We start from the raw sequence: 19669 nt of genomic DNA on the forward strand, positions 1-19669 counted from the left end.
CCATAGGCTTCGCTCGATTAACTATAGCCTGAATTGTTCACCTAAGTACACAGCCCTAACTTGCTGATTGTCTAAGATCTCTGCTGGAGTTCCTTCGGCAATCAGGTTTCCGTGACTCACAATATAAGCATGTTCACATACATCTAATGTCTCGCGGACATTATGGTCTGTGATCAGTACGCCAAGGCCGCGACTTTTGAGTTGTTCGATAATCTTCTTGATGTCGATAACCGAAATAGGATCGACGCCGGCAAACGGTTCATCGAGCAAAATGAACTTAGGATTAGCGGCTAAAGCCCGCGCAATTTCGACGCGACGACGTTCGCCACCCGACAATGACATGCCTTGGCTGTCACGGATGTGGGTGATATGAAACTCTTCGAGCAGATGTTCTAGTTCTTCTTCTCGTTCTTCGTTTTTAAGTTCTTTACGAGTTTGCAGTACGGCCATGATGTTGTCATGAACAGTTAGCTTACGAAAGATACTGGCTTCCTGCGGTAAGTAACCTATGCCTTTGCGGGCACGCAGATGCATAGGATCTGCGGTTAAATCATCATCGTCGATAAAGATATGTCCCTTATCGCTCTTCACTAGCCCGACAACCATGTAAAAGGTCGTGGTTTTACCCGCGCCGTTCGGACCGAGTAGGCCAACGACTTGACCGGTTTTTACCGTCAGACTGACGTCTTTAACCACTTGGCGACTCTTGTAACTTTTCGCCAGATTTTGTGCTCTTAAGGTGATTTGGGTCATTTAGAGTCCTGCTTTTTTACAGGTTTATCCGCCGGAGCGTCTGATTTAGCATCATCTTGATAGTTTTCAGGCTGAATAATAGTGATCACGCGATCGTCACCACTGCCAGTACTCTCGGCCATCAATTTCTGTTGAATCATGTTATAGCGGATTAAATTGCCTGTAACTTGGCTACCTGCTTGATCTAATGACGCCATACCTTTCAGAGTTAAGGTGCGGCTTGCCATATCGTAACGAATTTCTTTCGCGCTAGCCGATGCAGGACGGCCATCGTCTAATATCTGGCTATACGTAGCAGGGTTGCCTGTGGCGACTAAAGTTTTGCTATTTTCACCTTCAGCGGAAAATGCACGCAGTTCATTTGCTTGGATTTTTATTGAGCCTTGGGTAACTTCCACCGGACCAAAGAAGATGATCTGGTTGTTTTTGATATCCGCAGTTTGGCTCACAGCTTTAATTTTGACTTCTTGCTTTAAATCGCCCACTTTCGCGAAAGCACTCATGCTCATAATTAGCATTAGGCTGGCAAGTAATACGTTATTTTGCTTCATATGTTCCTACTACCTGACTGGTCAATTGCACTTCTTGCGCGTTGAGGTCGGCATAAAGGCCTTGGCCTTGAATATTAAAATCTTTCCCTGTGACGTAAATGGTACGGTCAGAGGTCATTATCATAGTGTTGAGATCGAGTTCCAGATAACTGGTGGACAAGGTCTGAATCGGTTCTTCTGGGCTAATGGCATCGATAATAACATTATTTTCTAATACAACCTTGCCAGTTTCCTTGTTTAGCTTGCCCTGATCTGCCCTGAGCTGCCATTGTGCTTTACCTTGGTCTGGATAAACAAGATAAACAGGTTGAGTAAAGAAAGTTTGATTCGTTGAATCATAATGTTCCATGTGTTTCGCTGTCACACGGCTATTCACTAGTCCTTGCTCATTGAACTCAACACTGCGCAGATCTTCAACGATGAAATCTGGGGTATTTTGATCTTTTACTCTGTTATCGGAATCACCGCTGTGTTTGTTCTGGACCTGCCAGTAAAGCGCTAGTGCGGTTCCAAAAAAAGCGATAATCGCGAGTGTCACACGACTCATATACTCATTCCATGGGCCGAAGTGAATTTATTTTGACTTAGGAGTAACAGATCTGTGAGTTCACGCAGTGCACCGTGGCCACCATTGAGCGTAGTCACAAAATGGGCGTGTTGGCGTACATAGGGGTGGCCGTCAGCAACACTGACCGCTAAACCGACGACATTCATCACGGGGAGATCGACAATATCATCACCGATATAAGCCACTTCTTCTGGGGTGACACCATAAAGTGCGAGCAATGCTTCATAGGGCTCGAACTTATTGTCTACGCCTTGGTAGATATGGGTAACACCAAGGGCTGTCATACGGTTTTCAACGATTTTGGATTGACGTCCTGTGATCACGGCGAGGTTGAAACCGCTGGTGAGGAGTGAGCGCACGCCATAACCGTCACGGGTATGGAAGGCTTTGAGCTCTTCGCCGCTATTGCTCAAGTAAATACGGCCGTCGGAAAACACCCCATCGACGTCACAAATCAACAGTTTAATCTTTTGCGCGCGTTGCCACACATCATCACTGATTGGGCCGTAAAATCCTTGCTGTGGCATTAAATGACTCCTGCTTTAACCATGTCTAGCATGTTAAGAGCGCCGATAGGATGGCGATCTTTATCGATAACAATTAATCCGTTGATATTTTTTGAGTCCATCACTTGCAGTGCTTGGGCGGCCAATACATTATCCGTGATCGTGACGCAGTTACGTGTCATCACATCGGCAATGGGCGTCGTGCGTAAATTCACTTCGGCATCGATAACGCGGCGTAAATCACCATCAGTGAAGATACCAACCAGCTTGCGCTGATCATCAATAATCGCCGTCATGCCTAAGCCTTTCTTGGAGATTTCGTACAGAGCTTCTGTGATGCAAATATCGTGGTTGACGAGCGGTAAGTCATCACCGCTATGCATGACATCGCAGACTTTTAACAGCAACTTACGTCCTAATGCACCGCCGGGATGGGACATAGCAAAATCATCACGGGTAAAGCCTTTAGCTTGTAGTAGCGCAATGGCAATCGCATCGCCCATCACTAAGGTTGCTGTGGTACTTGAGGTTGGTGCTAGTCCAAGTGGGCAAGCCTCTTCTGGGACTTCAATACATAAATGCACTTTAGATAATCGCGCCATATTCGATTCGGGTTTACCCGTTACCGCAATAACAGGCACGCCCATACGTTGGATGACCGGCATTAAGGTGAGGATTTCACTCGACTCACCAGAATTTGAAATCGCTAAAATCACATCGTTATCGGCCAATACACCCAGATCGCCGTGGCTGGCTTCACCCGGATGCACAAAAAATGCGGGCGTTCCTGTGCTGGCGAGGGTGGCAGAAATCTTATTGCCGATATGGCCCGATTTGCCCATTCCCATGACAATCACTTTGCCTGTGCAGTTGAGGATCAACTCGCAAGCTTCTGCAAATTCAGCCGAATCAACATATTGATAAAGATTGTCTAGGGCTGACTTTTCAATGTCGATAACTTTACAACCCCATTGGCGCAGTTGTGATTTGTCTACCATGTCTATCTCTCTTTTTGCATTGTCTTTGTCGCCCCATTGATGGGATTGGAATAGCACAATTTGGTACGCGATAAAGATGATATGTAATAGGCTTTCTGCCAAGTATTAGTTTGTTTTCAGACAATTTAGCTTATGTCTTACTGTGGTTTATTACCGAAAACAGCAAAACAATTGCGGCAGGCTAGAGCGATTGATCCGACTCGTCAAGTTCAGCTGCGTTAGCTATTCATGCACAATAACGTGTTTAGCGGCAGAAGGTCTTGAGCAATATCATCGTCTTTGTCGTTTATTTCAATGGATTTATCCCATATCGCAGCGGGTATTACCCTATGGGATGCCTCTATTGCGCAATTGCGTATCGACTCTCCCCGATAAAAGTGGGCGAAGAGTGAGCTAAGTGCGAACGAATTAGCCAATACTGCCAATTCTGCAACTAGGTTGAAAACATTAAGTAACATTTTACCTGTGCAGAGTGAAAACTTAGGGCGCATTTTCGCTGTAAATGAGGCAAATTGAAAGTATCGCAGGGCGATAGTGTCGATTCGGTTGTAGGTTAAAGCGCAATTACGTACAATTTGCGGCTCTTCGATTGGTCAGTCTAGGAAGACTAGGATCACCTCATTTGCAAATGTCGGAATCAAGCATGACTCAAGAACAAACGCCGTTGGTTGAGATCCGTAATTTGGGGTTTAGCCGCGGTCAGCGTGTGATATATGAAGATATTAGCCTGTCCATTCCAAGGGGCAAGGTGACGGCGATCATGGGGCCGAGCGGCATAGGCAAAACGACCCTGTTGAAATTGATTGGCGGCCAATTAACGCCTGACCATGGACAAGTGTTATTCGACGGTCACGATATCCATGGCGTGAGTCGTAATGAATTATTTAGTCTGCGTAAGCGGATGAGCATGCTGTTTCAAAGTGGCGCGCTGTTTACCGACATTAATGTGTTCGATAACGTGGCGTTTGCGCTGCGTGAACATTCTGGACTGCCTGAAGACATTATTCGCACTATCGTGCTGATGAAGCTTGAAGCCGTAGGTTTACGTGGTGCCGCTCAGATGATGCCAAGCGAGTTGTCCGGTGGTATGCAACGCCGCGCCGCATTGGCTAGAGCCATAGCGCTTGAACCTGAAATGGTGATGTACGATGAGCCTTTTGCAGGGCAAGACCCAATATCGATGGGCGTGTTAGTAAAGCTTATTCGTGAGTTATCCGATGCGCTGAATCTGACTTCAATTGTAGTGTCCCACGATGTGGATGAAGTGCTTGGCATTGCCGATTACGTGTATGTGGTGGCTGACAAAAAAGTCATCGCCCACGGTACCCCTGAAGAATTAAAGTACGCTGATAATCCGCAGCTGAAACAGTTTATTCAAGGTGCTCCGGACGGCCCTGTGCCGTTCCATTATCCGGCAAATGATTACCAGCAAGAATTAATGGCAAAAGGAGTTGGCAAGTGAAGTTAATCGACAGTATAGCCGACTTAGGCCGCAGCGCGATTGAGCTAGTGCTCGGTTTTGGCCGTGCAGGCCTTATGCTGTGGGGTGCGATTTTTCGCTGGCCACGCGTGCGTAAAGGTTTTCCATTATTAGTGCGCCAGATTTATGTGGTCGGTGTGCAATCTATGGTGATTATTTTAGTCTCAGGACTCTTTATCGGCATGGTGCTCGCACTGCAAGGCTACAACATCTTAGTTGGTTTTGGCACTGAAGAAAGCTTAGGTCCTATGGTGGCGCTCAGTTTACTGCGTGAGTTAGGGCCAGTTGTTACCGCGTTATTGTTTGCGGGACGGGCGGGTTCAGCATTAACCGCTGAAATTGGTTTAATGAAAAGTACTGAGCAGCTTTCCAGTTTAGAAATGATGGCGATTGACCCATTAAGGCAGATTATTGCACCGCGCTTTTGGGCTGGAGTGATCAGTATGCCATTGCTGGCGTTGATGTTTACCGCTGTAGGTATTTATGGCGGGCACCTTGTTGGCGTGGAATGGAAAGGGATCGACAGTGGTGCGTTTTGGTCGATTCTGCAGGCGTCTGTCGAATGGCGTCAGGACATAGTTAACTGCTTGATCAAAAGTGGTGTGTTTGCCGTAGTGGTCACTTGGATTGCGTTATATCGCGGTTATCAAGTGATCCCAAATCCGGAAGGCATCAGCCGTGCAACGACCCAGACTGTCGTTCAGTCGAGCCTCGCTGTATTGGCATTGGATTTTTTACTGACAGCCCTGATGTTTGGCCGCTAACGGAACACTGCGGATTTCGACACAGGTTAGATGGATTAACAGAGTGGTAGCTGAACATGTTGACACGAAAAATTGAATTATTAGTGGGTGTGTTTCTTTTAACAGGATTGGCCGCTTTTTTGGTCTTAGTCTTTAACGTCGCCAATATTGAAGTGAAAAGCAGCGATAGCACTTATACCATACAAGCCAATTTTACCAACATTGGTGGTTTGAAGGTGCGTTCGCCAGTCAAGGTTGGCGGTGTTGTCGTTGGCCGAGTGAGCAGCATAGATTTAGACCCAGTTAAGTTAGTGGCTGTGGTCACATTAGTGATGGACAAGCGTTACGATAAATTCCCTGAAACCAGTAGTTTAGCCATTTTGACTTCGGGTTTGTTGGGCGAACAATTCTTAGGGTTAACACCGGGTTTTGTCGACGATGATGTCAGTATGCTGAAAGACGGCGATAAGATTGACGACACTCGCTCGGCATTAGTGTTGGAGGAGCTGATTGGTCAGTTCTTATATAGTATGGGTTCGAAGGATAAATAGGGGTTACCGCTATGTTTAAAAACTTATCTCGTTTTTTATTGCCGTTAGTGATGGTTTTAGGGGCAACGAGCGCAGTCGCCGCTGATGTGGTTGTCGATACGACAGATCCGTATGCCATGGTGAAAGCCGTTGCCAATAAAACCTTCGATCGTTTTCACAAAGATAAAGCATTAATCGATGCAAATTCAGACCATTTAAAGGTGATTGTTCGTGAAGAACTCATGCCTTATGTCGATTATAAATACGCTTCTTATAAGGTATTAGGCCAATATCTTAAGGATTCAACCGAAGAGCAACGCAATCGTTTCGTCAATGCTTTTGAAGGTTATTTAATCTCTACTTATGCCCAAGCCTTTACTGAATATACTAATCAAAAAGTGGAATTCTCACCTGGGATTGATTTCAGCAAAGAGAAAATGGTCGATGTAAACGTGCAGATCATCGAAGCCGGTCGCCCACCTATTAAACTATTGTTTAAGGCGCGCCGTTTAAAGGATGACTCATGGAAGGCATTTGATTTAGTTGCCGAAGGTGTGAGCTTACTGTCTTCTAAGCAGTCGGAAATCTCTAATCTAATTCGCCAACAGGGTATCGATCCCGTGATTAAGATGCTCGAAGATCGCACTAAAGAGAAAGTGGTCATGAAGGCTAAGTCAGGGAAGTCACAGTCGTGATTGAATTTGTGCAACAGGGTACAGTTTGTCATCTCAAAGGGCGCATAACTCAAGCCGATGTCATTACACTTTGGCCACAGCGACAACAACTGCTAAATGAGTCAACCCAGATATTGTCTCTGTCTGGGCTCGAATACAGTGATAGCGCTGGCATGGCATTTTTGCTGGCGTTAGTGCGTGAACATCGCAGCCAACTTGTATTGAGTTCTGCTTCACCACAACTTAAAAAACTAATTGATTTATATGATTTAGATGCCTTCTTTACCGAAGAAGCGCATTGAGAATAGGGTAATAGATTTCATGGAATGCAGCTTAATCGAACAGATTTTACGTGATGCGTTAGGGCTTGAAGAAGTTCACGCTAGCTCGGATGGTAGCCATTATAAAGTGATCGCCGTAGGTGAATGCTTCGATGGTATGAGCCGAGTCAAACAGCAACAAGCCATTTATGCACCGTTGACGGCACACATTGCCAGCGGTGAATTACATGCATTAACGATCAAAACTTTCACGCCGACTCAATGGAAACGCGAAAAAGTTTTCAACATGCCTAGCTAGTGAGGAAAAGTGGATAAACTAACAATTCAGGCAAGCCCCCCGCTTGCCGGTGATGTGATTATTTCAGGTGCTAAAAATGCAGCTTTGCCTATTCTGATGGCGGGTGTATTGGCTGAAACCGATTTTGTGGTTTCTAACGTGCCCAATCTACGTGATGTGAGTACGAGCTGTAAGTTATTACGCTGTCTCGGCGCTGAAGTGACTGAACTCGGTGACGGACAGATCCGCATTTCTACCACTAATCTGAATGAGTTTTGCGCTCCCTATGATCTAGTGAAAACCATGCGTGCTTCTATCTTGATCTTAGGGCCGTTATTGGCTCGTTATGGTACGGCTGATGTGTCATTGCCTGGCGGCTGTGCCATTGGCGCAAGACCAGTGAACTTGCACTTACATGGCCTCGAAATGATGGGCGCCAAGATTGAAGTGAAAGAAGGTTATATCAAGGCCCGTGTCGATGGTCGTCTTAAAGGCGCACATATCTTTATGGACATGGTGAGTGTTGGTGCTACCGAAAACTTACTGATGGCCGCAGCGTTAGCCGATGGCGAAACCGTGATTGAAAACGCGGCCCGTGAACCTGAAGTGATCGATCTCGCTAATTGCTTAATTGCCATGGGTGCAAAAATCACTGGTGTAGGCAGTGCGACACTGCGTATCCAAGGGGTTGAGCGTTTACAGGGCTGCAATTACCGAGTTATGCCAGATCGTATCGAAACCGGTTCCTTCCTCGTTGCTGCCGCGGTGACCCGTGGTCGTATTCGTTGTTTAAAAGCCGATCCTGCTTCACTGGAGTCGGTTATCGCAAAACTTGAAGATGCAGGCGCGACGATTACTACGGGCGAAGATTGGATTGAGCTCGATATGCAGGGTAAACGTCCGAAGGCGGTGAATATCAAGACGGCACCTTATCCTGGTTTCCCAACCGATATGCAGGCGCAGTTTTGTGTGCTCAATGCCTTAGCACAAGGTACGGCAACCATAACTGAGACTATCTTCGAAAATCGTTTTATGCATGTGCCTGAACTTATCCGTATGGGCGCTACCATGGAGCTTGAAGGCAACACCTGCATCATTCAAGGGATTGAATCTTTAAGTGGTGCTCAGGTAATGGCGACGGATTTACGTGCGTCAGCGAGTCTAGTGATTGCTGGCTTAGTGGCCGATGGTAAGACGATTGTCGATCGTATCTATCACTTAGATCGTGGCTATGAGCATATTGAGAATAAGTTTCAAGGTTTAGGCGCACAGGTTGTGCGTATTCAGTGATCTGTTACTGATTTAAGCTAATTTTGAATCATTAAAAAACCAGCTAAATGCTGGTTTTTTGTTTTCTGCCTTTGAGCGCGTAATGCTGAGTGACGCTCTAGTTATCGATCACAACCTTCTCATCGATAATCACAGGTAACTCTTGTTGTTTACCTTGGCGTATCACAGTCATCATCACTTTCTTACCCGGTGTGGTTTCAGCGATGCGGTCCATCAGCATTTCAACGCCTGGCACATCTTCACCGTCGTATTTAATAATCACATCCCTTGGCATTAGCTGGGCACGGGCCGCTGGGCCATTAGGATCGACACCCATAATGACCACACCTTTTAAATCGGGCAGATTGAGAATTTGTGCAATGACAGGGTTGATAGGTTCACCTGAAATACCCAAAGCACCACGGATCACGCGGCCGTTTTTAATCAACTTACCCATAATGCTGTGGGCTAATTTAATCGGGATAGCGAAGTTAATCCCGTGGCCGCCGCCTTCTTCGCCCACTTGGAATGCTGCGGTATTAATACCGATAAGGCTGCCGTTAGTGTCAATGAGTGCGCCACCCGAGTTACCCGCATTAATCGCAGCATCGGTTTGTAGGAAGTCTAAGTAACCTGAACTTAAGCCGTTACGCCCCGTGGCACTGATGATACCTTGGGTAATGGTCTGGCCTAAATTGTAGGGATTACCAATAGCGAGTACGACATCACCGACTTGAGGCGGACTGTCGAGATTAACGGGGACAATTGGTAAGTTATCGCCTTCAATTTTGAGTACCGATAAATCGGTTTCAGGATCGAAACCAACCACTTCAGAGGTAAATTTGCGTCCATCTTGCAGGGCGACAACAATCTCATCGGCTTTCTTAATGACATGATAATTAGTGAGAATATAACCTTCTTTACTCATTATCACCCCAGAACCTAGACCTTGAAGTGAGCCTGAATTAAGTGGCCGATTCTGATCTATGCTGAGGCTATAAATATTGACAACAGCAGGAGCTGCACGGCGTACCGCCTTGGCAAAGGATAGCTCGACTGTGTTGTTGGCACGGGTTTGTAGCAGACTACTACCGAGGGATTGGTTATCGAAATAACGTGTTACCAATAAAAACATGGCCGCCATGATAAGGCCGAAAAGGGTGGCTTTACCGAGATATAACAGAGTGTCTTTTATAGTCATGGCAGGATGGATCTAGAAAAAGGTGAGTTAGATTAACATGTTTAATCGATGTAAGCATAGGGAACCTAAGCTCCCTATGCTTATCTATGGCAGAAAAAATGGCCTATTTTGTCGATTAACGTAGGACTAAATACAACATGCTCTTATCACGCATTATCTTCAGTGCAACGGCACCTTCTTGATCTTTAAGTTGTGCTTTAAGTGTCTTAAGATCTTTAATCGCAGTACGGTTAATACCGACAATCACATCTCCTTTTTGTAAGCCACTCATGGCCGCGGGTGAGCCTTGTGCGACATCGGTAATTTCAATGCCCTTAGATGAGTTTTCTAAGGACGCACCTTGCAGCATAGGATGCACGGCACCAGCCGCTGTTTCACTAGTTTGGCTCGCTTCACCTAAGGTCACTTTAACTGTTTTCTTATCACCGTCACGGATGAGTCCTAACTCAACGTTAGCACCTGCACCCATAGTGGCGACTTTAGCTCGCAGTTCTTGGAATGACTTAATACCACGGCCATCAACGCTGATGATAATATCACCTGCTTTTATACCGGCTTTCTCTGCGGCACTGCCCTTGGCTACTTCATTCACGAAGCCACCGTGTTGAGTGTCTAAACCGAAACCTTGGGCTAGTTGGCTATCGAGATCACGTCCCGAAATACCTAATACACCGCGGCGTACTTCTCCGTGTTCGGCAATTTGTGCCACGAGGTTTTTCACCATATTAGCGGGGATGGCAAAGCCAATACCGACGTTACCGCCGCCCGGTGCTACGATTGCCGTGTTAATCCCAATTAACTCGCCGTTAAGATTGACGAGTGCGCCACCCGAGTTACCACTGTTAATCGCGGCATCGGTTTGAATAAAGTTTTCTAGCATTTCAATGCCTAAGCCGCTACGGCCTAAAGCACTAACAATTCCCGAGGTGACGGTTTGACCTAAACCGAAGGGGTTACCAATGGCAACGGCAAAGTCACCTACGCGTAAATCATCGGAATCAGAGGCTTTGATTGCGACGAGATTTTTCGCTTCAATTTGCAATAATGCGATATCTGACTCTGAGTCAGTACCAATCAGTTTTGCTTTTACTTCACGGCCGTCGTGAAGACCAACTTGAATATCATCAGCACCGTCAATCACATGGTTGTTCGTGACGATATAGCCTTTTTCTGCGTCAATAATGACGCCTGAGCCTAAGCCTCTAAAAGGACGCTCTTGCACTTGCTCTTGTGGCGCATTAGGGCCGAAAAAGTAACGGAAAACATCAGGTACTCTTTGCTTAGAAACATGAGTCCCCGTTACCGCTACTGATACTACTGCGGGCGTCGTACGCTCAAGCATAGGCGCAAGACTTGGAATGGATTGTCCCTCAACCGTCTGTGGAATGGCGGCCTGTGAGACGACAGGCATTATAGTCAGGGTCGCGGCTAACATTGCGGCTGAAAGTACAGATAATTTTGTTTTCATCTATTCATAACTCCAAATAAGGGTTGAAAGATCTGGATGTAATGCATCAGCAATCGTGCGAGTGCCAGATCAAATCTGTATCGGTACCGGCTATTTGCCTAGGTAATCACTCTGACTCGCACCTTATTGAAAAAGTTCATTATATTAATAAATGTTAATTTTTTTAGCCCATTTTGTCGGCTGTTTCATACTTGTTGCTGAACAGAAATCTGTGGGCGAGATTAGGATTTTTCAAGCCCTAATATAAGCAGATTTTGCCGATTAAAATGACCTACAGCATAGAGGCTTATTAGACGTTTGTATGCAGTTTAGCGTTAAGGTAAAAGTCGTATTCTGCATTAATATATCCTGCGTCATATTGGGCGTGCTAATATCGTCACAGTTTTAATAAAGGACATAAGAGAATTTAAACGTGCCTCAGTTAAGCCCTTGGCAGCATTATCAAAAAGATCTTACCCGTGACGGTTTTTCCCATGATCCGGCTCAAGAAATTGCCGTTAAGGCGTTACAACGCGTCTATGAAGACTTAACTACGGCAGAAGAGCCGAGTTCTATTGTTGGGAAATTGTTTAGCGCATTAGGCTTAAAATCGGCACCAGCATCACCTAAAGGCCTGTATCTTTGGGGTGGAGTTGGGCGCGGTAAAACTTACTTGATGGATACTTTTTTTGATGCCTTGCCTGGTGAACAAAAATTGCGGGCTCACTTTCATCGCTTTATGCATCAATTGCATTTAGATTTGGACGAGTTAAAAGGCGTTCGCGATCCTTTGTTGGTGATTGCGAAAAAGATGGCTGCAAAATATCGCGTTATCTGTTTCGATGAATTCTTTGTCTCTGATATTACCGATGCCATGCTATTAGGTACGCTGTTTCAAGCGTTATTTAAAGAAGGCGTTGTACTGGTTGCAACCTCGAATATTATCCCCGACGACTTATATAAAAATGGCTTACAGCGCGCACGTTTCTTACCTGCGATAGCCCTAATTAATCAACATTGTGAAGTGCTCAATGTGGATTCTGGCATTGACTATCGATTGCGTACCCTTGAGCAAGCAGAGATTTATCATCATCCATTAGATGCACAAGCTGATGCCAATCTTATACGTTATTTTAGCCAGTTAGCGCCTGAGTCTGAGGTGCTTACTGCTGACATCGAAATAGAAGGCCGCAGTATTAGTATTCGGCAGCAGGCGCAGGGCGTATTGTTGGCCGATTTTAGAGCGCTCTGTGATGGTCCACGAAGCCAGCGTGATTACATGGAACTTGCGCGGATTTATCACACTGTCCTCGTGAGTGGCATAGAACAAATGGGCGCCTTTTTGACTGGCGATGACATCGCCAGACGTTTTTTAGCTATGGTCGACGAATTTTACGAGCGCAATGTAAAGCTGATTGTATCGGCTCAAGTGCCACTCGAAGATATTTATGCCGATGGTTTGCTTAACTTCGAATTTAGGCGTTGCCGTTCACGCTTAATTGAGATGCAATCCCACGATTATTTAAAAACCGAACACCTGCCGTAACCCAGTAGTGTAAGAGTTTTGCATTAGCTGCGGCCTTAAATCACCAGAGGCTTGTTAATCCTTAGGATGACAAGTCCAATTGGTCGATATTTTATAATTTTTATCAAAATATCAGGTGATTTTTAACTCAGCTTTGTCTATACTCCGCCACCTGCCCACGTTACTCCGCCAATTGGGCGGAAGTTGTAAGCCGAAGTCGGTGCTCGAAGGGGTACTAAAAGGCAATTTTGTGTTGTTTGCAAATGCAGACAACATGTGAGACAGAAAATTAACTTTGGGTTTTTGTAATAATGAAGACTTTTACTGCTACACCAGAAACTGTAACTCGTGACTGGTTCGTCGTCGACGCAGACGGCAAAACTTTAGGTCGTATCGCTACTGAAATCGCTGTCCGTTTACGCGGTAAGCATAAGCCAGAATACACTCCACACGTTGATACCGGTGATTACATCATCGTTGTTAATGCTGAAAAAGTGACTGTTACTGGTAACAAAGCGAAAGGCAAAACGTACTACTCGCATTCAGGCTTCCCTGGTGGCATTAAGCAAATCAGCTTTGAAAAGCTGCAAGCGCAAAAGCCAGAAATGATCATCGAGAAAGCAGTTAAGGGTATGTTACCAAAAGGTCCTCTGGGCCGTGCCATGTTCCGTAAACTGAAAGTTTACGCTGGCGCAGAACATAACCACACTGCACAACAACCTCAAGTTCTTGATATCTAAACGGGATTAAGCAAATGGCTGCAACTCAGTACTACGGCACTGGCCGTCGCAAAACCTCTACAGCTCGCGTTTTCGCTAAAGCAGGTAGTGGCAACATCGTTGTAAATCAACGTCCTTTGGATCAGTATTTTGGTCGTGAAACTGCTCGTATGGTTGTTCGTCAACCTTTAGAGTTAGTTGAAATGACTGACAAGCTGGACATCTATGTAACTGTTAAAGGCGGTGGTATCACTGGCCAAGCAGGCGCAATCCGTCACGGTATTACCCGTGCTCTGATGCAATTAGATGAAGCACTGCGTCCATCACTTCGTTCTGCTGGTTTCGTTACCCGTGACGCTCGTAAAGTTGAGCGTAAGAAAGTGGGTCTACGTAAAGCACGTCGTAAGCCACAATTCTCTAAGCGTTAATTCGTTTTTGGAATATCAAAAAACCCAGCCTATGCTGGGTTTTTTATTGGCTAAAAATTGACGGTACAAGAAAACTCTTTGGTTGGAGTATGCTGATATACAATAAATTTATATTAAGCGAGTGAGTTTGAGGTAAGCATGACTTTTCAGATTTTTATGCTAGCAGTGGCACTTGTGTTGATTTTGGAAGGCCTTGGGCCATTATTATTCCCAAATAAATGGCGTCGTTATTTAAATGAACTCTCCCATCAAAATCAGCAAGTTATCCAGCGACTTGGTGGGGCATTAGTCACTGCTGGAGTCGTGATTTGGGTTATTTTTGCATGAAAAATAGCCTGCTTGCCCTTATTAACTAAGATCTGTTAAAATTCTTTTTTAACCGCAACCTTGCAGCAAATAATGGGCAAAAACGTAGTTGTTCTCGGCACCCAATGGGGTGACGAAGGAAAAGGTAAGATTGTCGACCTTCTAACAGAACAGGCAAAATATGTAGTGCGCTATCAAGGCGGCCACAATGCTGGTCATACCTTGGTTATCGACGGTGAAAAAACCGTTCTTCATCTGATCCCATCGGGTATCCTGCGCGATAATGTGAAATGCATTATTGGCAACGGTGTGGTGCTTGCACCTGACGCCCTGATGAAAGAGATCAACATGCTGAAAGATCGTGGAGTTCCTGTTGAGGAACGTCTGTTGATCTCTGAAGCGTGTCCGCTGATCCTTCCCTTCCATTGTGCCCTTGATATTGCCCGTGAAAAAGCGCGCGGTAATAAAGCTATTGGTACAACTGGCCGTGGTATTGGACCTGCGTATGAAGACAAGATCTCTCGTCGCGGTCTGCGAGTAGGCGACCTGTTCAATGCTGAACTGTTTGCTGAAAAGCTGAAAGAAGTTATGAAATACCATAACTTTATGCTGACAGAGTACTATCAAGTCGAAGCGGTTGATTACGAGCAAACGCTAGCAGATGCTTTGGCTATGGCCGATTATCTGAAGAGCATGTGTGTTGATGTGACTGAACTGTTGGATACTGCGCGTAAAGCCGGTGAGCCAATTCTGTTCGAAGGCGCTCAAGGTACATTACTCGATATCGACCACGGAACATACCCATTTGTAACCTCTTCAAATACCACTGCCGGTGGTGTTGCGACGGGTTCAGGTTTTGGTCCGCGTCACTTAGACTATGTCTTAGGTATCATGAAGGCTTACACCACTCGCGTAGGTGCAGGTCCATTCCCAACTGAACTATTATGTGAAGTCGGTGATCATTTAGGTACTAAAGGTCATGAGTTCGGTGCGACAACGGGTCGTAAGCGTCGTCCAGGTTGGTTGGATGCTGTGGCAATGCGCCGCGCAGTTCAAATCAACAGTGTTAGCGGCTTCTGCTTGACTAAGTTAGATGTACTTGATGGTCTGAAAGAAGTGAAGATTTGTGTCGGTTATCAGAATCCTGATGGCACTATCTCTAAAGTCACTCCGCTGGCCGCTGAAGGTTATGAACTGGTTACGCCGGTTTATGAAACTATGCCGGGTTGGAGCGAGTCGACTTTTGGCGCGACATCAATTGAGCAACTGCCTCAAGCAGCGATCAATTATATCAAGCGTCTTGAAGAGTTATTAGAAACACCAATCGACATTATCTCTACGGGTCCTGATCGTAACGAAACCATGATTTTGGTTAATCCGTTCAATTAAGATCTGTTAAGGCCGTGTTTCACGGCCTTTTTCTCTGCTTCTTTATGCCTTTCTCTGTTTCATTCTGCGGTTAGAAATTCAGCTCAAGCTCAAGAAATAGGTTATACTGCCGATGCAAGTATTCATCCTACTGTCATTGAGAGTCCTTATGCTACGTACAGCACTCGTTGCGCTACTGCCTTTAGTATCTTCAATGTGCTTTGCTGAAACGCAGGCGGTGGATATTTATAGTCAAGATCAATTGCTTGATTTGATCCGTAGCAATCAATACTTAGCGAAAGTGAAACGTGATGATTGCCAGTTAGTTCAAGACATTGAGGCGCGAGCCCAAGTCTTAAAACAGCCTTTATATCAATTTCTTTGGGGCGAAATGCTCAATCATGGAACGTGTGTGAAGGCTAACCCTGTGAAGGGTATTGCTTTGTTACGTGACTCGGCCGAACAAGGTAGCTCAGAAGCGATGTTAAAGCTTGCCGAGTATTATCAGAGTGGGAAATTTGTCATCCGCAATAAAGACAGAGCAGTGCATTATTTACTGCCTGCGGCTGCAAGTGGCAGTTTATCCGCTCGTATGATGTTAGTTCGTTTATTCGGTGAAGGTTATGGTAGTCCTAGGGATTACGAGATGGCCTATCACTGGTTATATAACGATGTATTTGCGGACGAGGCGACTAAGAATAAAGCCTTGTCTTTACTGCAGGTGTTAGCAGCTAAAATGCCCCCCAGTGCAGTGGCGCGGGCCCAGCAAGAACAGTTGCGAACCCGTTAAGTGGTCTCTTAATCTAGAGACACATTATTTGGATATTGAATGATCAAAGACCCTCATTTTGAGCGTGAACAGGATAAGTACGAAAACCCTATCCCAAGCCGTGAGTATATTCTCGATTACTTACGTTCTCAAAAATCACCTATCACCCGTGACAGCATTGCCGCGGCGTTAAACATCCAAGAGGAAGAACAACTTGAGGCCTTGCGCCGTCGCCTACGTGCGATGGAACGCGATGGCGAACTGGTGTTCACTCGTGGGCAGAGCTATGGCTTACCCGAGAAAATGGATCTGATCCCCGGCACTGTGCTCGGACACAGAGAAGGCTTCGGCTTTTTCAAACCCGATGAAGGCGGTGATGACTTATTTATTTCGAACCGCGACATGCTGATGTATTTCCACGGTGATAAAGTGCTGGCGCAAAAAGCGGGCACAGATCGTCGTGGCCGTCGCGAAGCGCGTTTGGTGCGTCTGATCCAGCCGCGCAGTGCCGCGATTGTTGGCCGTTATCATGTTGATAGCGGTATGGCATTTGTCATTGCAGATGATAAGCGTATTACCCAAGAAATCTTAGTCGCGAATGAAGATCGCAACGGCGCCCGTCAAGGCGATGTGGTTGTGGTTGAATTAACGCGTCGCCCAGGTCGTTTTGTTAAGGCTGCGGGTAAAGTGACTGAAGTGCTTGGTAAGCAAATGGCGCCGGGGATGGAAATCGAAATCGCCCTGCGTAACTATGACTTGCCCCATACTTGGTCACCTGTGATCGAGAAGAAACTGCGCCGAATTCCCGATGAAGTGACCGACGCCGATAAAGTCGGCCGTGTGGATTTACGTCATCTGCCATTAGTGACTATCGACGGTGAAGACGCCCGCGATTTTGACGATGCCGTGTACGCGGAGAAAAAAGCCGGTGGTGGCTGGCGTTTATGGGTTGCGATTGCGGACGTTAGTTATTATGTCCGCACTGATTCTGCCTTAGATACCGAAGCGCGTGCCCGTGGTAACTCTGTGTATTTTCCGTCGCAAGTGATCCCTATGCTGCCGGAGAAAATCTCCAACGGCCTCTGTTCGCTTAATCCCCACGTCGACCGTTTATGTATGGTCGCCGAGATGACCGTATCTGCTAAAGGTAAGTTATCAGGTTATAAGTTTTATCCGGCTGTGATGTATTCCCATGCCCGTTTCACTTATACCCAAGTGGCAGCAATGTTAGAAGGCGGCCCCATTGCGCCTGAGCACGAGGCTTTGTTCCCGCATTTGCAGTGTTTACAGTCATTGTATTTAGCGCTCGATGAGCAAAGGGCCGAGCGTGGTGCGATTGCGTTTGAAACCATGGAAACGCAGTTCATTTTCAATGAGCAGCGCAAGATTGATAAAATCGTGCCGCGTGGCCGTAATCAAGCCCATAAAATCATTGAAGAATGCATGATTTTAGCCAACGTTTCTGCAGCTAAATTTGTGAAGAAACACAAAGGCGACGTGCTGTACCGAGTGCATGAAGCGCCATCTGAGCAAAAGTTGGCGAACTTTAAAGAGTTCCTTGCTGAGCGTGGTTTGACTATGCCTGGCGGACTTGAGCCAACGCCGTCAGATTACCAGAACGTAATGCTGCAAATTGCCGACCGTCCCGATGCTGAACTTATCCAAGTGATGCTGCTGCGCTCTATGCGTCAGGCAATTTACACCCCGGATAATGAAGGTCACTTCGGTTTGGCTTTAGAAGAATATGCGCATTTTACCTCGCCCATTCGCCGTTATCCGGATTTAGTGTTACATCGTGTGATCCGTTATTTACTGGCGAAGGAAAGAGGCGAAGCCACTGAGAAGTGGACGCAGGATGGTGGCTATCATTATCAGCTCGATGAGCTCGACCAATTGGGCGAAGAGTGTTCAACCACAGAACGTCGTGCCGATGAAGCGACTCGCGATGTTAGCGATTGGCTCAAGTGCGAGTTTATGCAAGATCACGTCGGTGATACCTTTGAAGCTGTGATTGCCTCCGTGACCAGTTTTGGTTTGTTTGTGCGCTTAAATGAACTGTTTATCGATGGCTTAGTGCATATCTCAAGCCTAGGTAGTGATTACTACCAATTCGACCCTATGCGTCAACGTCTTATCGGTGAGCACACAGGTCAAGTTTATCAAGTCGGCGATCCTGTGACGGTTAAGGTTGCTGCAGTCAACTTAGATGACAGACAGATTGATTTGGTTATGCTGGGTGATGACGGCAAAGGTGGTAAGCGTAAAGCATCTGCCAGCCGTGATAAGCCGATGACAGCCCGTGAGCGTGTTAATCGTGAAGGCGCTAAGCAAGGTAAAGCAGGCAAAACCGCGGCATCTAGCGCCAAGGCTGAAACAGGTAAAACCAAACCTAAGGCCAAAGCTGGCACTAAAGCTAAAAAAGCAGCAGTAAAAGATCCGGCTAAAAAGCCAAAAGCCGCTAAGCGGAGCACGAGAAAGAAATAAATGAAAAAACAAGATATTATTTTTGGGATCCACGCAGTTGAAGCCCTGTTAAAACACAGCCCTGAGCGCATTATTGAGTTGTGGCTGTTACAAGGTCGTGACGATGAGCGCTTAACTGTGCTGGCCGATCAGGCCAAAGCCTTTGGCACGACGATTCAAGTCGCTTCTCGTAAAGCCTTAGATGACAAAGCGGAAAGCAGCCAACATCAAGGCATAGTCGCGCGTGTTAAAGCGGCGAAAGTATTGAATGAGCAAGATTTAGATGTGCTGCTTGCTAACACTGAGCAAGCATTCCTGTTGATCTTGGATGGTGTGACGGATCCCCATAACTTAGGCGCTTGTCTACGTAATGCTGATGCGGCGGGCGTGCAAGGTATTATCGTGCCTAAAGACAATTCAGTTGGCTTAACGGCCACTGTAAGTAAAGTGGCATGTGGCGCTGCGGAAACAGTGCCTTTATTCCAAGTGACTAATCTTGCACGTACTATGCGTCACCTGCAGGAAAAGGGTGTGTGGATAGTAGGCACCGCGGGCGAGGCAGATTGCGAGCTTTATCAAGCCGATCTCAAGGGATCATTGGCGATTGCTATGGGAGCTGAAGACAAAGGCTTACGCCGATTAAGCCGTGAGTCTTGTGATTCACTGATCTCTATCCCTATGGCCGGTAGTGTGTCTAGCTTGAACGTATCGGTTGCAACGGGTATTTGCTTATTTGAAGCAGTGCGTCAGCGTCGTAGCTAATATGCTCACGTTTGCCTGATCTCACATATGCAGTATCAGGCTTGAAGTAAC

At 46.2% G+C, this 19669-nt stretch carries 22 protein-coding genes; 15 read left to right on the forward strand and 7 right to left on the reverse strand.

Annotation, left to right across the window (positions count from 1 at the left end; all coding sequences use genetic code 11):
* Positions 1-21 precede the first annotated feature (21 nt).
* From lptB to ACHA99_RS16860, 5 genes are read right to left on the reverse strand one after another with little or no spacing between them, the layout of a single operon-like run.
* Positions 22-753, reverse strand: a complete 732-nt coding sequence (gene lptB, locus ACHA99_RS16840) for an LPS export ABC transporter ATP-binding protein (protein ID WP_105251392.1) — start codon at positions 751-753, stop codon at positions 22-24.
* Positions 750-1304 carry a lipopolysaccharide transport periplasmic protein LptA gene (lptA, locus tag ACHA99_RS16845; RefSeq protein ID WP_105251393.1) on the reverse strand — a complete coding sequence of 185 codons (555 nt, stop codon included), beginning with the start codon at positions 1302-1304 and terminating at the stop codon, positions 750-752. The genes lptB and lptA overlap by 4 nt, the downstream gene beginning before the upstream one ends.
* Entirely contained in the window at positions 1291-1851 is a 561-nt protein-coding gene (gene lptC / locus ACHA99_RS16850) for an LPS export ABC transporter periplasmic protein LptC (protein WP_105251394.1), read from the reverse strand. Before lptC ends, lptA begins: the two co-directional genes overlap by 14 nt.
* The gene (kdsC, locus tag ACHA99_RS16855) at positions 1848-2399 is read right to left on the reverse strand and encodes a 3-deoxy-manno-octulosonate-8-phosphatase KdsC (protein WP_028759542.1); all 552 of its coding nucleotides are present in this window, start codon (positions 2397-2399) and stop codon (positions 1848-1850) included. The genes lptC and kdsC overlap by 4 nt, the downstream gene beginning before the upstream one ends.
* Positions 2399-3376, reverse strand: a complete 978-nt coding sequence (locus tag ACHA99_RS16860) for a KpsF/GutQ family sugar-phosphate isomerase (protein WP_168825500.1) — start codon at positions 3374-3376, stop codon at positions 2399-2401. Before ACHA99_RS16860 ends, kdsC begins: the two co-directional genes overlap by 1 nt.
* Before the next feature lie 643 nt (positions 3377-4019).
* Here ACHA99_RS16860 and mlaF point away from each other — a divergent pair.
* The 7 genes from mlaF to murA are packed head-to-tail and all read left to right on the forward strand — an operon-like array spanning position 4020 to position 8651.
* Positions 4020-4838, forward strand: a complete 819-nt coding sequence (mlaF, locus tag ACHA99_RS16865; protein ID WP_063882287.1) for a phospholipid ABC transporter ATP-binding protein MlaF — start codon at positions 4020-4022, stop codon at positions 4836-4838.
* Positions 4835-5620 (forward strand): lipid asymmetry maintenance ABC transporter permease subunit MlaE, encoded by a 786-nt coding sequence (mlaE, locus tag ACHA99_RS16870; RefSeq protein ID WP_105251396.1) that lies wholly within the window; start codon positions 4835-4837, stop codon positions 5618-5620. The genes mlaF and mlaE overlap by 4 nt, the downstream gene beginning before the upstream one ends.
* A gap of 56 nt (positions 5621-5676) precedes the next feature.
* Positions 5677-6150, forward strand: a complete 474-nt coding sequence (mlaD, locus tag ACHA99_RS16875) for an outer membrane lipid asymmetry maintenance protein MlaD (protein ID WP_028759401.1) — start codon at positions 5677-5679, stop codon at positions 6148-6150.
* A gap of 11 nt (positions 6151-6161) precedes the next feature.
* Positions 6162-6824 (forward strand): phospholipid-binding protein MlaC, encoded by a 663-nt coding sequence (locus tag ACHA99_RS16880; RefSeq protein ID WP_105251397.1) that lies wholly within the window; start codon positions 6162-6164, stop codon positions 6822-6824.
* Positions 6821-7105, forward strand: coding sequence for a lipid asymmetry maintenance protein MlaB (locus ACHA99_RS16885; protein WP_105251398.1), 285 nt, complete (start codon positions 6821-6823; stop codon positions 7103-7105). The genes ACHA99_RS16880 and ACHA99_RS16885 overlap by 4 nt, the downstream gene beginning before the upstream one ends.
* 19 nt (positions 7106-7124) lie before the next feature.
* Entirely contained in the window at positions 7125-7382 is a 258-nt protein-coding gene (locus ACHA99_RS16890) for a BolA family protein (RefSeq protein WP_006086065.1), read from the forward strand.
* A 9-nt stretch (positions 7383-7391) separates the two neighbouring features.
* Entirely contained in the window at positions 7392-8651 is a 1260-nt protein-coding gene (gene murA / locus ACHA99_RS16895) for a UDP-N-acetylglucosamine 1-carboxyvinyltransferase (protein ID WP_105251399.1), read from the forward strand.
* A 97-nt stretch (positions 8652-8748) separates the two neighbouring features.
* Here the strand turns inward: murA and degS are convergent, their stop codons facing one another.
* Together degS and degQ are read right to left on the reverse strand one after the other, a co-directional pair.
* Entirely contained in the window at positions 8749-9831 is a 1083-nt protein-coding gene (gene degS / locus ACHA99_RS16900; RefSeq protein ID WP_212600141.1) for an outer membrane-stress sensor serine endopeptidase DegS, read from the reverse strand.
* Between the two features lie 115 nt (positions 9832-9946).
* Positions 9947-11299: a Do family serine endopeptidase DegQ gene (gene degQ / locus ACHA99_RS16905; RefSeq protein WP_263200614.1), complete on the reverse strand. Its 1353-nt coding sequence runs from the start codon at positions 11297-11299 to the stop codon at positions 9947-9949.
* 412 nt (positions 11300-11711) lie between these two features.
* On the opposite strand from degQ, the gene zapE reads away from it, so the two are divergent.
* The 8 genes from zapE to rlmB all read left to right on the forward strand — a co-directional run bounded on the left by zapE (position 11712) and on the right by rlmB (position 19618).
* Positions 11712-12824, forward strand: a complete 1113-nt coding sequence (gene zapE, locus ACHA99_RS16910) for a cell division protein ZapE (RefSeq protein ID WP_105251402.1) — start codon at positions 11712-11714, stop codon at positions 12822-12824.
* Positions 12825-13114: 290 nt separating this feature from the next.
* Positions 13115-13543 carry a 50S ribosomal protein L13 gene (gene rplM / locus ACHA99_RS16915; protein ID WP_105251403.1) on the forward strand — a complete coding sequence of 143 codons (429 nt, stop codon included), beginning with the start codon at positions 13115-13117 and terminating at the stop codon, positions 13541-13543.
* 14 nt (positions 13544-13557) lie between these two features.
* Positions 13558-13950, forward strand: coding sequence for a 30S ribosomal protein S9 (gene rpsI, locus ACHA99_RS16920; protein ID WP_006083052.1), 393 nt, complete (start codon positions 13558-13560; stop codon positions 13948-13950).
* Positions 13951-14088: 138 nt separating this feature from the next.
* Positions 14089-14277, forward strand: a complete 189-nt coding sequence (locus ACHA99_RS16925) for a DUF2065 domain-containing protein (RefSeq protein WP_393943987.1) — start codon at positions 14089-14091, stop codon at positions 14275-14277.
* A 72-nt stretch (positions 14278-14349) separates the two neighbouring features.
* The gene (locus tag ACHA99_RS16930) at positions 14350-15645 is read left to right on the forward strand and encodes an adenylosuccinate synthase (protein ID WP_028759421.1); all 1296 of its coding nucleotides are present in this window, start codon (positions 14350-14352) and stop codon (positions 15643-15645) included.
* Positions 15646-15757: 112 nt separating this feature from the next.
* Entirely contained in the window at positions 15758-16414 is a 657-nt protein-coding gene (gene motX, locus ACHA99_RS16935) for a flagellar protein MotX (protein ID WP_131524124.1), read from the forward strand.
* Positions 16415-16453: 39 nt separating this feature from the next.
* Complete coding sequence (rnr, locus tag ACHA99_RS16940; RefSeq protein ID WP_219250592.1) at positions 16454-18877, forward strand: ribonuclease R; 2424 nt, start codon at positions 16454-16456, stop codon at positions 18875-18877.
* Positions 18878-19618, forward strand: coding sequence for a 23S rRNA (guanosine(2251)-2'-O)-methyltransferase RlmB (gene rlmB, locus ACHA99_RS16945; protein ID WP_393943990.1), 741 nt, complete (start codon positions 18878-18880; stop codon positions 19616-19618).
* The last annotated feature ends 51 nt before the right edge of the window (positions 19619-19669 follow it).

Origin of the sequence: Shewanella sp. S23-S33 (assembly GCF_043359565.1) — a bacterium.
Lineage (GTDB): Bacteria > Pseudomonadota > Gammaproteobacteria > Enterobacterales > Shewanellaceae > Shewanella > Shewanella oncorhynchi.

Bases quoted from the DNA above. Each gene is read 5' to 3' on its own strand.
- kdsC (WP_028759542.1), bottom strand. From the start codon at position 2,399: ATGCCACAGCAAGGATTTTACGGCCCAATCAGTGATGATGTGTGGCAA.
- mlaF (WP_063882287.1), top strand. From the start codon at position 4,020: ATGACTCAAGAACAAACGCCGTTGGTTGAGATCCGTAATTTGGGGTTT.
- lptC (WP_105251394.1), bottom strand. From the start codon at position 1,851: ATGAGTCGTGTGACACTCGCGATTATCGCTTTTTTTGGAACCGCACTA.
- motX (WP_131524124.1), top strand. From the start codon at position 15,758: ATGCAAGTATTCATCCTACTGTCATTGAGAGTCCTTATGCTACGTACA.
- ACHA99_RS16860 (WP_168825500.1), bottom strand. From the start codon at position 3,376: ATGGTAGACAAATCACAACTGCGCCAATGGGGTTGTAAAGTTATCGAC.
- rlmB (WP_393943990.1), top strand. From the start codon at position 18,878: ATGAAAAAACAAGATATTATTTTTGGGATCCACGCAGTTGAAGCCCTG.
- degS (WP_212600141.1), bottom strand. From the start codon at position 9,831: ATGACTATAAAAGACACTCTGTTATATCTCGGTAAAGCCACCCTTTTC.
- ACHA99_RS16925 (WP_393943987.1), top strand. From the start codon at position 14,089: ATGACTTTTCAGATTTTTATGCTAGCAGTGGCACTTGTGTTGATTTTG.
- mlaD (WP_028759401.1), top strand. From the start codon at position 5,677: ATGTTGACACGAAAAATTGAATTATTAGTGGGTGTGTTTCTTTTAACA.
- ACHA99_RS16890 (WP_006086065.1), top strand. From the start codon at position 7,125: ATGGAATGCAGCTTAATCGAACAGATTTTACGTGATGCGTTAGGGCTT.
- ACHA99_RS16880 (WP_105251397.1), top strand. From the start codon at position 6,162: ATGTTTAAAAACTTATCTCGTTTTTTATTGCCGTTAGTGATGGTTTTA.
- rplM (WP_105251403.1), top strand. From the start codon at position 13,115: ATGAAGACTTTTACTGCTACACCAGAAACTGTAACTCGTGACTGGTTC.
- degQ (WP_263200614.1), bottom strand. From the start codon at position 11,299: ATGAAAACAAAATTATCTGTACTTTCAGCCGCAATGTTAGCCGCGACC.
- rpsI (WP_006083052.1), top strand. From the start codon at position 13,558: ATGGCTGCAACTCAGTACTACGGCACTGGCCGTCGCAAAACCTCTACA.
- lptA (WP_105251393.1), bottom strand. From the start codon at position 1,304: ATGAAGCAAAATAACGTATTACTTGCCAGCCTAATGCTAATTATGAGC.
- rnr (WP_219250592.1), top strand. From the start codon at position 16,454: ATGATCAAAGACCCTCATTTTGAGCGTGAACAGGATAAGTACGAAAAC.
- ACHA99_RS16930 (WP_028759421.1), top strand. From the start codon at position 14,350: ATGGGCAAAAACGTAGTTGTTCTCGGCACCCAATGGGGTGACGAAGGA.
- lptB (WP_105251392.1), bottom strand. From the start codon at position 753: ATGACCCAAATCACCTTAAGAGCACAAAATCTGGCGAAAAGTTACAAG.